This window comes from Stutzerimonas stutzeri (assembly GCF_002890915.1).
In the GTDB taxonomy this organism is placed as follows: Bacteria; Pseudomonadota; Gammaproteobacteria; order Pseudomonadales; family Pseudomonadaceae; genus Stutzerimonas; species Stutzerimonas stutzeri_AF.
In genome coordinates this window covers 59,367-72,288 of sequence record NZ_POUT01000013.1, presented here as the reverse complement: position 1 = coordinate 72,288, position 12,922 = coordinate 59,367, and the positions used below count along the sequence as shown (strand labels likewise).

The window sequence follows — 12,922 nt, the reverse complement described above, 5'->3', positions numbered from 1 at the left end:
AGGTAATCGTCCGCGATGGACCTGTTCAGCCGCGAACCTGTCGCCCAGCCGCTCGCCGCGCGGCTGCGCCCCGCCAGCCTCGACGAGTACGTCGGGCAGGAGCACCTGCTTGCCCGTGGCAAACCGCTGCGCGAGGCGCTGGAACAGGGCGCGCTGCATTCGATGGTGTTCTGGGGCCCGCCCGGGGTCGGCAAGACCACCCTGGCGCGGCTGCTGGCCAAGGTCTCCGACGCGCACTTCGAGACGGTTTCTGCGGTGCTCGCCGGGGTCAAGGAGATCCGCCAGGCGGTGGAGATCGCCAAGCAGCAGGCGGCCCAGTACGGGCGCCGCACCATTCTGTTCGTCGACGAGGTGCATCGCTTCAACAAGTCTCAGCAGGATGCCTTCCTGCCGTATGTGGAAGACGGCACGCTGATCTTCATCGGCGCCACCACCGAGAATCCCTCGTTCGAGCTGAACAACGCACTGCTCTCGCGGGCGCGCGTCTATGTGCTGAAAAGCCTGGACGAGGCGGCGCTGCGCAAGCTGGTCGGGCGGGCGCTGAACGAACCGAAGGGTCTTGGCGATCTGCACCTCGAACTGCCGGAGGAGAGCTTCCAGATGCTGCTGGCGGCGGCCGACGGTGATGGCCGGCGGCTGCTCAACCTGCTGGAGAACGCCTCCGACCTGGCCGAGGAGGGCGGCACCATCAGCACCGAGTTGCTGCAGGACCTGCTCGGCGACAGCCGCCGGCGCTTCGACAAGGGCGGCGAGGCGTTCTACGACCAGATCTCCGCGTTGCACAAGTCGGTGCGCGGCTCCAATCCCGATGCGGCGCTGTACTGGTACGCACGCATGCTCGATGGCGGCTGCGACCCGCTGTACATCGCCCGCCGCGTGGTGCGCATGGCTAGCGAGGATATCGGCAATGCCGATCCGCGCGCCTTGCCACTGTGCCTGAATGCCTGGGACGTGCAGGAACGCCTGGGCAGCCCGGAAGGGGAGTTGGCGGTGGCGCAGGCCATCGTCTACCTGGCCTGCGCGCCGAAGAGCAACGCGGTCTACACCGCCTTCAAGGCAGCCATGCGCGATGCCGCCGAGAACGGTTCGCAGGAGGTGCCGCTGCATCTGCGCAATGCGCCGACCAAGCTGATGAAGGAACTCGGTTATGGCAACGAATACCGCTATGCCCATGACGAGCCGGATGCCTATGCGGCCGGCGAGGACTATTTCCCCGAAGCCATGACGCCACGGCGGTATTACCAGCCGGTGCCACGTGGGCTGGAAAGCAAGATTCGCGACAAACTCGAACACCTGGCGCGGCTCGACCGCGAAAGCCCGATACAACGGAGAAAGGGATGATCCGCATGGCCTTTGCCGTCGCCTGTGGCGGCGTGATCGGTACGCTGCTGCGCTTCGCCGCCGCCAACTGGGTCGGCACGCAGTGGCCACGCCATTTCTACCTGGCCACGCTGGCGGTGAACCTGCTCGGCTGCCTGCTGATCGGCTATCTCTACGCGACGTTTCTCACTCGGCCGGATGTTTCCCCGGAGCTGCGCGGTGCACTGATCATCGGCTTTCTCGGGGCACTGACGACCTTCTCCAGTTTCTCGCTGGATGCGCTCCGGCTGCTGGAAAGCGGCCAACTGGCGATCGCCTTCGCCTACGTCGGCATCAGTGTGTTCGGCGGCCTGCTGGCGGCCTGGGCCGGGCTGGCGCTCGCCAGGTTATGAACGCTCGCCGGTTCACAGTAAACTTTGCTCCCTCTTCGCTCATCATCCAAGCTTTCATAGACGAGACCGACCATGCTTGATTCGAAACTGGTACGCACCCAGCTACAGGACGTGGCAGCCCGCCTGGCGACCCGTGGCTACCAGCTGGACGTGGCGCGCATCGAGGCGCTGGAAGCCCAGCGCAAGACCGTGCAGACCCGCACCGAACAACTCCAGGCCGAGCGCAACGCCCGCTCCAAGTCCATCGGCCAGGCCAAGCAGCGCGGCGAAGACATCGCGCCGCTGCTCGCCGACGTGGATCGCATGGGCTCGGAACTCGAATCCGGCAAGCAGGAACTGGAGCGTATCCAGGGCGAGCTGGACCAACTGATGCTGAGCATTCCCAACCTGCCGCACGAATCGGTGCCGGTCGGATCGGATGAGGACGAGAACGTCGAGGTGCGCCGCTGGGGCACGCCGAAGCGCTTCGACTTCACCGTGCAGGACCACGTCGCCCTCGGCGAGCAGCACGGTTGGCTCGACTTCGAGACCGCGGCGAAACTCTCGGGCGCGCGTTTCGCCCTGATGCGCGGACCGATCGCACGTCTGCACCGGGCGCTGGCGCAGTTCATGATCGACCTGCATACCCGCGAGCACGGCTACGAGGAGGCCTACACCCCGTACCTGGTGCAAGCGCCGGCGCTGCAGGGCACCGGCCAGCTGCCGAAGTTCGAGGAAGACCTGTTCAAGATCGCCCGTGAAGGCGAGGCGGACTTCTACCTGATTCCCACCGCCGAAGTCTCGCTGACCAACATCGTTGCCGGCGAGATCCTCGATGCCAGGCAACTGCCGCTGAAGTTCGTCGCGCATACCCCGTGCTTTCGCAGCGAGGCCGGTGCTTCCGGCCGCGACACCCGCGGCATGATCCGCCAGCACCAGTTCGACAAGGTCGAGATGGTGCAGATCGTCGAACCGTCGAAGTCGTTCGAGGCGCTGGAGGAACTGACCGCCAATGCCGAGAAGGTCCTGCAGCTGCTCGAGCTGCCGTACCGCGTGCTGGCACTGTGCACCGGCGACATGGGCTTCGGCGCGACCAAGACCTACGACCTGGAAGTCTGGGTGCCGAGCCAGGACAAGTACCGCGAGATTTCCTCCTGCTCCAACTGCGGCGACTTCCAGGCACGCCGCATGCAAGCGCGTTATCGCAACCCGGAAACCGGCAAGCCGGAGCTGGTGCACACCCTCAACGGCTCGGGCCTGGCGGTCGGCCGTACGCTGGTCGCGGTACTGGAGAACTACCAGCAGGCCGACGGCCGCATCCTCGTACCGAACGTGCTCAAGCCCTATATGGGCGGCATCGAAATCATCGGCTAGGTCCGCGGCGCGGGGCTGACGGTCGATCAGGGATCCTTGATCTTCGACAAGGGGCATCACCGCCGTAACGGCTGTGATGCCCGTATCTTCAACGACTTCCAGGATTCGCCCATGGAATACCTCCCGCTGTTCCACAACCTCAAGGGCCGCACGGTGCTGATCGTCGGGGGCGGCGAGGTCGCCCTGCGCAAGGCCCGCCTGCTGAACGAGGCCGGCGCCCGGCTACGGGTGGTGGCGCCGAGCATCGAGGCCCAGCTGGCCGAACTGGTGGCGCAGGGCGGCGGGGAGTGTCTCGATCGCGGTTATGACCAGCGGGACCTGCCAGGCTGCGTGCTGGCCATCGCCGCCACCGACGACGAGCCGCTGAACGCCTCGGTGTCGCAAGATGCCCACGCACTCGGCATACCGGTGAACGTGGTCGACTCGCCGCAGCTGTGCAGCGTGATCTTCCCGGCCATCGTCGATCGTTCGCCGCTGGTGATCGCCGTCTCCAGCGGCGGCGATGCGCCGGTGCTGGCGCGGTTGATCCGGGCGCGCATCGAAACCTGGATTCCCGCGGCCTATGGGCAGCTGGCCGGGCTGGCGAAGCAGTTTCGGGCGCAGGTCAAGGCGGCGTTTTCCAACGTCCAGCAGCGCCGGGTGTTCTGGGAGGAAACCTTCCAGGGCCCCATCGCCGAACAGGCGCTGGCCGGGCGCGTGGCCGAGGCCGAACGCCTGCTGACGGCGAAGCTGGCCGGTGCCGCGCCGAGGGCGCTGGGCGAGGTCTATCTGGTGGGCGCCGGCCCGGGCGACCCGGACCTGCTGACGTTCCGCGCCTTGCGGCTGATGCAGCAGGCCGACGTGGTGCTCTACGACCGGCTGGTCGCCCCGGCGATCATCGACCTCTGCCGGCGCGATGCGGATCGCATCTATGTCGGCAAGCAGCGCTCGGCGCATGCCGTGCCGCAGGAGCAGATCAACCAGAAGCTGGTCGCGCTGGCCCGGCAGGGCAAGCGCGTGCTGCGCCTGAAGGGCGGCGACCCGTTCATCTTCGGCCGTGGCGGCGAGGAGATCGAGGAACTGGCCGCCCATGGCGTGCCGTTCCAGGTGGTGCCCGGCATCACCGCCGCCAGCGGTTGCGCGGCCTATGCCGGCATCCCGCTGACCCATCGCGACCACGCCCAGTCGGTGCGCTTCGTTACCGGCCATCTCAAGGACGGCAGTTGCGACCTGCCATGGGCGGAACTGGCGGCGCCGGGGCAGACGCTGGTGTTCTACATGGGCCTGGTGGGGCTGCCGGTGATCTGCCGGCAGCTGATCGCCCATGGCCGAGCGGCGGAAACGCCCGCTGCGCTGGTGCAGCAGGGCACCACCAGCAGCCAGCGGGTCTTCACCGGCACCCTGGACACACTTGCTGAACTCGTTACGCGGGAAAACGTGCAGGCGCCGACGTTGCTGATCGTCGGCGAGGTGGTACAGCTGCGCGAGAAGCTGGCCTGGTTCGAGGGGAGCCGGACGAGCGACTAGCCCGGCTCCGCAGCCGCACTTCAGGGGTGTTTCAGCGACGCAGATAGGCGGTGAAGTCGATGTCGCCGGCCGAGAGAATCGCCTGTACCCGGTTGTGCACGTTGAGCTTGCGCAGGATCGCCGAGACATGGGCCTTGACCGTGGTCTCGGCGATGTCGAGGTTGTAGGCGATCTGCTTGTTGGATTCGCCCTTGGTCATGCGTTCGAGCACCAGCAGCTGCTTGCGGGTCAGCGCCTGCAACAGTTCCGGCGGGATCGACGGCTCGTTGTGATGCGCATGGCGGCTGGCGCTCTTCTGGCTGCGGATAATGTCCGAGGGCAGGTAGACGTTGCCGTTGAGAATCTGCTCGATGGCCTCGGTCATCTGCGCCCGCGGCGAGGATTTGGTGATGAAACCGACCGCGCCGTAGGTGATCGCCTGCAGCACGATCTGCTTGTCCTGCTCGGCCGAGACGATCACCACGGGAATCGTCGGGGCCTCGTTGCGCAGGTTGATCAACCCGTTCAGCCCGTGCATGCCGGGCATGTTGAGGTCGAGCAGGACCAGATCGAGGTCGTCGTGCTCGAGCGTCAGTGCCAGCGCGCTTTCGAGGTCGGCGGTTTCCAGGATTTCGCTGTCGGGGAAGCCGTCGCGGATGACGTTATGGATGGCTTCGCGAAACAGCGGATGGTCGTCGGCAATGAGAATCTTGTACAAGGCCGGTCACCTCTTTGTTGTGATTATGGTGGGGCATGTTCATTCGGTGCTACGCAAGGGCTCCGGGGTCGCGGGGTGTAGCGGCAGACCGGCCTGCTCCCAGCCGTCCACGCCGTCACGGTACCAGTACAGCTTCGTATAGCCCAGCGCGTGAGCGCGCCTGGTGGCATTCCAGCCCAGCCAGCAGTCGGAGCGGCAATAGAACACCAGCGGCCGGTCGCTATTGCCCTGGGTGATACGGGCCAGGCTTTCGCTGAAATGGTTCGCCCATTCGGGTTGCAGTGTGCCATCGCCGGTATTGGCGAGCCACACGCTGCCGGGCAGGTTGGCATGGGGCTCGCTTTCGATGAAGCGCCCCGCCAGCCATTGGCTGCGGTAGACGTCCACCAGGACCACATCGGGGTTTTCCGCCAGCAGTGCCTGCAACGCCGCTGTATCCAGCGTTCTGGCGCCCTCGGCCGTGGCCGGTGTGGGGCTGCGGTATTGCGTCTGGCGGTAGCCGTCGGCAGAGAACAGGGCGAGCTGCTCCTCGGCCGAGGCGCTCAGGGACATGCCGAACCCAGGCAGCGCGGCGATCAACAATGGCAGCAGCGACCTGAACATGGTCCGTATCCCTTAGCGTTTCGTTGGGTCGATTACAGAACAATGGGCACGTCTTTTAAATCCTACGATGGAGGGGAAAACCGGCACCAAAGTAGTAAGTGGCTCATGCCGAGCGACGCAACGCCGCGTGCTGCGGATTGAAGCTGAGCACCGCGAGCAGACTGAAGGCGAGGGTCAAGCCGAGGCACACCATCAGCGCGGTCGGTGCCAGACGCAAGTAAAGCGCGTTGCGCACCAGCTCCACCGCGTGGGTGAAGGGATTGAAGGCGCAGATCCAGTACAGCCAGTCGCTGGCCTCACGCATCTTCCACAGCGGATACAGCGCCGAAGACAGGAAGAACATCGGGAAGATGACGAAATTCATCACCCCGGCGAAGTTCTCCAACTGGCGAATGCCATTGGACAGCAGCAGCCCCAGCGCACTGAGCAGCAGCGCCACCAGCAGCAGGGCGGGCAGGGCGGCCAGCAGGCCGAGCGGAGGCGGTTGCACGCCATAGGCCCAGGCGATGGCGAGGAAGGCATAGACCTGCAGCAGCGAGATCAGCGCCGTGGCCAGCAGCTTGCCCGCCAGCAGGAAACTGCGCGGCAGCGGGCTGGTCAGCAACACGCGCATGCTGCCCATCTCGCGGTCGTAGACCATCGACAGCGAGCTCTGCATGCCGTTGAACAGCAGGATCATGCAGGCCAGGCCCGGCACGATGTAGGTCTCGTAGGTGATGTAGGTGTCGTACGGCTCGATGATCGCGATACCCAGCGCGGCGCGGAAGCCGGCGGCGAACACCACCAGCCACAGCAGCGGGCGCACCAGGGCGCTGAAGAAGCGCGAGCGCTGTTGCACGAAACGTAGCCATTCGCGCAGCACGATCCCGCGCAGGCATTCCCAGTAAAGGCTCATCGGCGGTACTCCGGATGGCGGCGGGAGAAGGTGGCGACAGGCGTCATCCGATCGCCTCGGCGGCATGGGTGAGGCGGCTGAAGGTCTGCTCCAGCGTATCGTCGCCCTGCGCGAGTTCCTGGGCTCGGCCCTGGGCGACCAACCGGCCGCGGTTGAGGATCAGCAGATCGTCTTCGGCGCGTACCTCGTCGAGCAGGTGGGTGGTCCACAGCACGCTCATGCCTTCCTCGCGACACAATTCGCGCACGTGCTGGTTGAGCGCCTGGCGGCTGGCCGGGTCGAGCCCGGCACTGGCTTCGTCGAGCAGCAGCAGGCTTGGTTTGTGCAGCAGCGCGCGGGCGATCTCGACGCGGCGCCGATGGCCGCCATTGAGCTCGCGCACCTTGCTCCGCCGCCGCTCGCCGAGCTGCTGGCGCTGCAGCTCCAGTTCGATGCGGTCGCTGGCCACCGCCCGCGGCATGCCATGCAGCGCGGCGTGGTAGCGCAGGTTCTGCTCCACCGTCAGATCGAGATCCAGCGTGCTCTGCTGGAACACCACGCCAAGCCGGCGCAGCGCTTCGCGCGGTCGTTCGCTCAGGCTGAAGCCGGCGACACGAATGCTACCGCGCTGCAGGTCGTACAGGCGGGTGAGCAGGGCGATCAGGGTCGATTTGCCCGCGCCGTTCGGGCCGAGCAGGGCGGTGAAATGCCCGGCGGCGACGCCGAACGTGACGCCGTCGAGTGCGCGCCGCGCGCCGTAGGCGAAGCCGAGCTCTTCGACGTCCAGGGCATTCATGGCGCGACCACCACACCCCATGGATAACGGCCGACCTTGATCGACTTGGTTACCTTGAGGCTGGCCACATCCAACACCGATACATCGCCGCTGACGCCATTGGTGGTCAGCAGCAGGCGCTCGTCCGGGGTGAACGCCATGTGCCAGACACGCCGGCCGACCAGCAAGTAATCCAGCACCTCGTAGGTCCTAGCATCGACGACCGCGATGTGGTTGGCCGGGCCGAGGGCGACGAAGGCATACTTGCCGTCGGACGTGAGCCTGATGCCCACCGGCTGCACCTTGTCCGGGTGGATGCCCTTGATCTTGAAGGTCAGGGTTTTCAGCACCTCACGTTTGGCCACATCCACCACGCTGACCGTGCCGCCGATCTCGGCCGAGGCCCAGAGCAGCTTGCTGTCCTTGGAGAACTCCACATGGCGCGGGCGCTGGTCGACCAGGGTGTTGTCCACCAGTTCATGGGTACCGGTGTCGATCCAGTGCAGCATGTTGGTGGTTTCGCTGGTGTTCACCGCCCACTTGCCGTCGGGGCTGACGGCCATGCCTTCGGGCTCGACGCCGACGTCGATCTGCGCCAGCACCTCCTCCTGGTCGACATCGACCACGGTGACCAGCGCATCGTCCTCGTTGGAGATGTACAGCCACTTGTTGTTCGGGTGCAGCGCGAATTGCTCGGGATCGGCCCCGGAGGGCAGCTGCTTGATGATCTGCCGGGTCGCCAGGTCCATGACCTGCACGGTGTCCGAATCGCTGGCGCAGATATAGAGCAGCTTGTGGTCACGGGACAGCGTCAGGCCACGCGGGCGCATGCCGACTTCCAGCGTCTCGACCGTTTCCATGCGCTCCAGGTCGATCACGCTGATGCTGTCGTCCTTTTCGTTGGAGACATAGGCGGTAGCGGCCGTGGCGGCGCCGGCGGAACAGGTCAGGGCGCAGGCAATGGCGGTGGCTAGCAGGGTTCGGGGCATGGTCGGGCTCTCTTGTCGTTATTGTGTGGCGCGGCTGTCATCCAGCTGCTGCAAGTATTCATCGGCGTCCTGCTGGCCTCCGGCGGCCGCGCGCTGCAACCAACTGCGCGCGGCCGCGCGATCGGTTTCGACACCGCGGCCTTCGGCCAGCGCCACGCCCCAGTGATAACGTGCAAGGTCGACGTAGCTGGCATCGTCCGGCTGCTCCGCACCTCGTTTCATGAGGGCCGCAGCTTTCGCCTGGTCGACGGCCACGCCGGCGCCCGATTCGTACATCTGAGCAAGCCAGATCATCGAGTACACATCGTTCCAGCGCTCGATGCAGTCTTCAAAGATCCTCCTGGCGGATGCGTGGTCCCCTGTCTTTTCGGCCGCGTAGCCGTAGAGGCACTTGATGCGCTTATCGCTGTCGACGTAGGTCTCGTAACTCAAATCGCTGGTTTCGGCAGATGCCAAGCGGGCACCCAAGGCCAACACAAGCAGTGCGCATCGCATGCTCAAAACTCCTTCTGGTCAAGGCGGCAGCGGCTTTCCGCTGCATCGAAGCCCAGGGTGTCCAGTTCGCTGGTGGGGTGCAGGAAACCTTCCTGGGGCGAGTTGGAAACCAGTGCCCGCGGATGGACCAGCGGGATCGGCTGGCGCAGTTGGCCGTTCCATTGGCGAAAGCTCAGCTTGCGCCCCTTGAAGCCGTCCAGCGGCAGCGCGTCGCTCAACGACAGCGCGCGAATCGCCGTGGCATCGTCGGCGCGCAGTTTGGTGACGGCGGCGGCGAGGCTGCGTACGGCCAGCCAGGCGGCGAAGTCGCGATCGTTCATCCAGCGCCCGGCATGGGCTTCGAAGCGCTTTTGCAGCTGCGCGGCGCCGTAGGTCTCCACCGTCTTGTGCCAACCGGTCGGGGTCAGCCCCTGGGTGCCGGCGACGGGGCGTGGCAGCCAGGTGTGATAGGGGACGTACTCGCCGAAGTCGCCACGTTCGTCGGCCACCAGTACCACGTCGTACTCGTCCGCCTGGGTGAACAGCGGCATCTCGGCCTGGGCGCTGCGGCGCTGGTCGTTATCGAAGCTCCAAGGCTTTTCCGTGACGATCCGGTGGCCGAAACGCTTGGCCGCGCGGCGCAGTGCGTCGGCGTAGGCCTGGTCCTCGGCGGTCGGGCCGACGATCAGCAGCCAGCGGTTCCAGCGACGTACGGCGAGGAACTGGCCGAGCGCATCGGCGAGCATGCTGCGGCTGGGCAGGGTGTGTAGCACGTTGGCCAGGCAGTTCTGGCTGCGCAACGCATCGTCGGCACTGCCGGAGTTGAGCAGCAGGCTGTCCGGCAGGGCCTCGGCGAGCTGGCGCAGGGTGTTGGCGGGTGCATTCACCACGAACAGGCGCAGGCCGTCGGCATGCAGTTGTGCGGCTTGTACCAGCAGGTCTTCCGGCGTTTCGCCGGTGGCGGCCTCGAGTTCGTAGCGGTGCTTGAGGAAGCGTCCCGTGCTGTTGCTGTCGACCACGGCCAGTTCGGCGCCGCGCAGGCCGGCATCCTCCGGTTCGGGAATGACATTGGATAGCAGCGGCCCGGGGTCGGGACGGTAGCCGAGGTAGCCGATGCGGACCGTCAATGGCTGGCTGGCCGCCTCGGCGAACGTGACGGGGCAGACCAGGGCGGCCAGGCAGACGGCGGCGTGGATCGTGAGCAGGCGCATGGGCAACTCCATATGAGGGTGGCCCCAGCATAGGAATCGCCAGGAGGTGGGGGAATATGCAGAAAGTACCGCTCCGACGGTACCAAGGTAGTAGGCCCGCAGCCGGCGCCTGCCCCTAGCATGTAGCCGTCCGATAACAATAACGAGGCCGTCCCATGCCCACCTGCAAAGTCCTGCTGCTCAACCTGCTGTTCATCGTCAGCCTGGTCGGTTTCGATCAGGGCCATGCCGCCGGCGACCTGACGCGTCGCACCCAGGCGCTGCCGGACCTCGCGTTCGGCTCCGAGGAGAGCGACTACGCGGTCTCGCAGAAGGAGTACCCGCTGGAAACCGGCGTCGCCTACCAGCTCAAGATCAGTTCCGATGGGCAAAAGGAGTGTGCTTTCCAGGCGCCCGAGTTCGCCCAGGCGATCTTCCTGCGCAAGGTCGAGGCTGGCGGCGTGGAGATCAAGGCCATCACCCTGGTCGAGCTGGAGTTCGAGGAGGCCGGCGAGGCGGAGATCTTCTTCCTGCCGATCAAGCCGGGCAGCTACCCGTTCTACTGCAAGGGGCTGCAGAACAAGGGCATGGAAGGCCGCTTCGTGGTGAACTGAATCCCGCTTCCGAGGTTCCGGCATGTCCGCACTCTGGCGCATCAATCTGCTGGTCACGCTGTTCTTCGTCCTGGTGGCGGCAGTCTGCCTGGCGGTGTTGTTGCGCCAGGCCAGCCACGACGTGCGGCGTGAGCTGAGCGCGGCGGCCACCGTCGCCGAATACCTGGGTGAAATGGCCGAGCGCGCCCCCGGCTCGCTGCGGCCTGAGCTCACCGATAGCCTGAGGCACGTGCGCGTGCGCTGGTCGAAGGCCGGGGAGCCAGCAACGGCCGGCACCGCGACGGCCTCCGGCGACTGGCTCGCCGCCTGGCTGTATCCGATGGAGCAGGCCGCGCCCAGGGTGCTGCAGCTGGCGGACGGCCAGCGCCTGCATATCAGCGTCGATCCGGTCGACGAAGTCGACGAGGTGAGGGATTCGCTGTTGCAACTGCTGGCGCTGTTCGCGCTGGCGCTACTGCTCAGCCTGTTGGCGATCCGCTGGGCGGTGCGCCCGGGCATGCGCGTACTGCGCGAACTGCTCGCCGCGCTGGTGCGCATCGCCGCCGGCCGGCTCGACACCCGGCTGCCGCCTCACCGCTTCGCGGAAGCCCGCCAGCTGGCCGAGCGCTTCAACCTCATGGCCGCGGCGCTCGAGGATGCACGGGCAGACAACGACCGCCTGACCCAGGCGCTGCTCGCCCTGCAGGAGCGCGAGCGCACCCGGCTGGCGCAGGCGCTGCATGACGATCTCGGCCAGTACCTTGCCGGCATTCGCGCGCGGGCCTGCCTTCTGCGGGTCCAGGCCGACAAGCCGGACGCCGTGCGTGAAACCGCTGCGTATCTCGAGCAGCACAGCCTCGACCTGCAGAACGGCTTTCGCACCCTGGTGCGCGATCTCTATCCGGTGATGCTCGATCACCTGCGGCTGGAGGAAGCGCTCGGCCAGCTCGCCGAGCAATGGCAGAGCGCACAGGGCATCGAATGCCAGCTCCAGCTGCAGGGGCCGATCCCCGCGCTGCCGATGGAGGCCAAGCTGCATCTGTACCGCATGGTGCAGGAGGCGCTGACCAACGTGGCGCGGCATGCGCGGGCCAGCCGCGTGAAGCTGCACCTGCGTGGCGGCCGCAACGGGCTGCGCCTGCTGCTTCGCGACGACGGCCATGGCCAGCCTCCCGAGCGGGCGGGCGTCGGCCTGCGCTCGATGGGCGAGCATGCGCGCTGTCTCGGTGCCCGGTTGCGCCTGCGGCATCGCCCGGGCGCAGGCTGGGCGCTTTATCTCAAGCTGCCTGTGGAAGGAGCGACATCATGAAGATCCTGCTGGTGGACGACCATGCGGTGGTGCGTCAGGGCTATGCCAGCCTGCTCAGGGCATTGCTCCCCGAGGTTGTGGTCAGCGAAGCGGCGAGCGGCGAGCTGGCGCTGCAGCAGGTGCAGGAGACGATTCCCAGCCTCGTCGTGCTCGACCTGGGCCTGCCCGGCATCAGCGGGCTGGAAACCTGCCGGCGCCTGCGCCAGCGGTTGCCGTTGCTGCCGGTGCTGGTCTTCAGCATGCACGACGAACTGGCGCTGGTCCGCCAGGCACTGGATGCCGGTGCATCCGGCTACCTGACCAAGCGTTGCACACCGGACGTCCTGGTCGAGGCGGTGCGCAAGGTGCTGGCCGGACAGACCTTCATCGAACAGCCGCTGGCGACCGAACTGGCCTGCCAACGGCCTTCGCAGTCGCCGATCAAGGGGCGGCTGGCCGAGATGACCCCGCGCGAGATGGAGATCTTCATCATGCTCGCCCGCGGCATCGGTAACCGCGAGATCGCCGAGCGCTTGTGCATCAGCAGCAAGACCGTCTCCAACCATATGGCGCTGCTGAAAAGCAAGCTGGAGGTCAGTTCCCAGGCGGAGCTGGTGCATCTGGCCATCGACCAGGGCTTGCTGCGCGTCGGTGAACGCCTGCTGGCCTGAGCCCCCGATCGGTTCTGTTCTGGCCCCTTCCTTGTTCAACGGCCCCGTTCGGCCCGCGGTTGCTGCGCGCGGCTGCGGGCAGCGACTGGCTGCCTTCGTCCCGAAGCCTTACTCCGTCCTGGCTCGCCGGTAGTAAGACCAATCGCCGCGCGATCGGGAATTTTTCCCGCCAGAGCCGGGAGATTTTCCCTGTCGAT

Annotated in this window: 14 protein-coding genes; 7 read left to right on the top strand and 7 right to left on the bottom strand. The window is 66.3% G+C overall.

Going from position 1 to position 12,922, the window contains the following annotated elements; translation table 11 throughout:
* Window positions 1-15: 15 nt before the first annotated feature.
* The 4 genes from CXK94_RS18940 to cysG all read left to right on the top strand — a co-directional run bounded on the left by CXK94_RS18940 (window position 16) and on the right by cysG (window position 4,571).
* The gene (locus CXK94_RS18940; protein ID WP_102895468.1) at window positions 16-1,341 is read left to right on the top strand and encodes a replication-associated recombination protein A; all 1,326 of its coding nucleotides are present in this window, start codon (window positions 16-18) and stop codon (window positions 1,339-1,341) included.
* Window positions 1,338-1,712 (top strand): fluoride efflux transporter CrcB, encoded by a 375-nt coding sequence (gene crcB / locus CXK94_RS18935; protein ID WP_037039519.1) that lies wholly within the window; start codon window positions 1,338-1,340, stop codon window positions 1,710-1,712. The genes CXK94_RS18940 and crcB overlap by 4 nt, the downstream gene beginning before the upstream one ends.
* 72 nt (window positions 1,713-1,784) lie before the next feature.
* A complete protein-coding gene (serS, locus tag CXK94_RS18930; protein WP_102895467.1) occupies window positions 1,785-3,065 on the top strand; it encodes a serine--tRNA ligase in 1,281 nt (426 codons plus the stop codon).
* A gap of 111 nt (window positions 3,066-3,176) precedes the next feature.
* On the top strand, window positions 3,177-4,571 hold the full coding sequence (gene cysG, locus CXK94_RS18925; RefSeq protein ID WP_102895489.1) for a siroheme synthase CysG: 1,395 nt from the start codon (window positions 3,177-3,179) through the stop codon (window positions 4,569-4,571).
* Window positions 4,572-4,602: 31 nt separating this feature from the next.
* On the opposite strand, the gene CXK94_RS18920 is transcribed toward cysG, so the two are convergent.
* The 7 genes from CXK94_RS18920 to CXK94_RS18890 all read right to left on the bottom strand — a co-directional run bounded on the left by CXK94_RS18920 (window position 4,603) and on the right by CXK94_RS18890 (window position 10,194).
* Window positions 4,603-5,268, bottom strand: coding sequence for a response regulator transcription factor (locus CXK94_RS18920; protein ID WP_102895466.1), 666 nt, complete (start codon window positions 5,266-5,268; stop codon window positions 4,603-4,605).
* Window positions 5,269-5,307: 39 nt separating this feature from the next.
* Entirely contained in the window at window positions 5,308-5,871 is a 564-nt protein-coding gene (locus CXK94_RS18915) for a PQQ-dependent catabolism-associated CXXCW motif protein (RefSeq protein ID WP_102895465.1), read from the bottom strand.
* Between the two features lie 103 nt (window positions 5,872-5,974).
* Window positions 5,975-6,766 carry an ABC transporter permease gene (locus CXK94_RS18910; protein WP_037039523.1) on the bottom strand — a complete coding sequence of 264 codons (792 nt, stop codon included), beginning with the start codon at window positions 6,764-6,766 and terminating at the stop codon, window positions 5,975-5,977.
* A gap of 43 nt (window positions 6,767-6,809) precedes the next feature.
* Window positions 6,810-7,541 carry an ABC transporter ATP-binding protein gene (locus CXK94_RS18905; protein WP_102895464.1) on the bottom strand — a complete coding sequence of 244 codons (732 nt, stop codon included), beginning with the start codon at window positions 7,539-7,541 and terminating at the stop codon, window positions 6,810-6,812.
* The gene (locus CXK94_RS18900) at window positions 7,538-8,509 is read right to left on the bottom strand and encodes a YVTN family beta-propeller repeat protein (protein ID WP_102895463.1); all 972 of its coding nucleotides are present in this window, start codon (window positions 8,507-8,509) and stop codon (window positions 7,538-7,540) included. Before CXK94_RS18900 ends, CXK94_RS18905 begins: the two co-directional genes overlap by 4 nt.
* 18 nt (window positions 8,510-8,527) lie before the next feature.
* Window positions 8,528-9,004 (bottom strand): tetratricopeptide repeat protein, encoded by a 477-nt coding sequence (locus CXK94_RS18895; RefSeq protein ID WP_102895462.1) that lies wholly within the window; start codon window positions 9,002-9,004, stop codon window positions 8,528-8,530.
* Window positions 9,005-9,006: 2 nt separating this feature from the next.
* Window positions 9,007-10,194, bottom strand: a complete 1,188-nt coding sequence (locus CXK94_RS18890) for an ABC transporter substrate-binding protein (protein WP_102895461.1) — start codon at window positions 10,192-10,194, stop codon at window positions 9,007-9,009.
* Between the two features lie 155 nt (window positions 10,195-10,349).
* On the opposite strand from CXK94_RS18890, the gene CXK94_RS18885 reads away from it, so the two are divergent.
* From CXK94_RS18885 to CXK94_RS18875, 3 genes are read left to right on the top strand one after another with little or no spacing between them, the layout of a single operon-like run.
* Window positions 10,350-10,787, top strand: a complete 438-nt coding sequence (locus tag CXK94_RS18885; protein ID WP_102895460.1) for a copper-binding protein — start codon at window positions 10,350-10,352, stop codon at window positions 10,785-10,787.
* A 22-nt stretch (window positions 10,788-10,809) separates the two neighbouring features.
* Window positions 10,810-12,075: a sensor histidine kinase gene (locus CXK94_RS18880; RefSeq protein WP_102895459.1), complete on the top strand. Its 1,266-nt coding sequence runs from the start codon at window positions 10,810-10,812 to the stop codon at window positions 12,073-12,075.
* A complete protein-coding gene (locus tag CXK94_RS18875; protein ID WP_102895458.1) occupies window positions 12,072-12,725 on the top strand; it encodes a response regulator transcription factor in 654 nt (217 codons plus the stop codon). Before CXK94_RS18880 ends, CXK94_RS18875 begins: the two co-directional genes overlap by 4 nt.
* Window positions 12,726-12,922 lie beyond the last annotated feature (197 nt).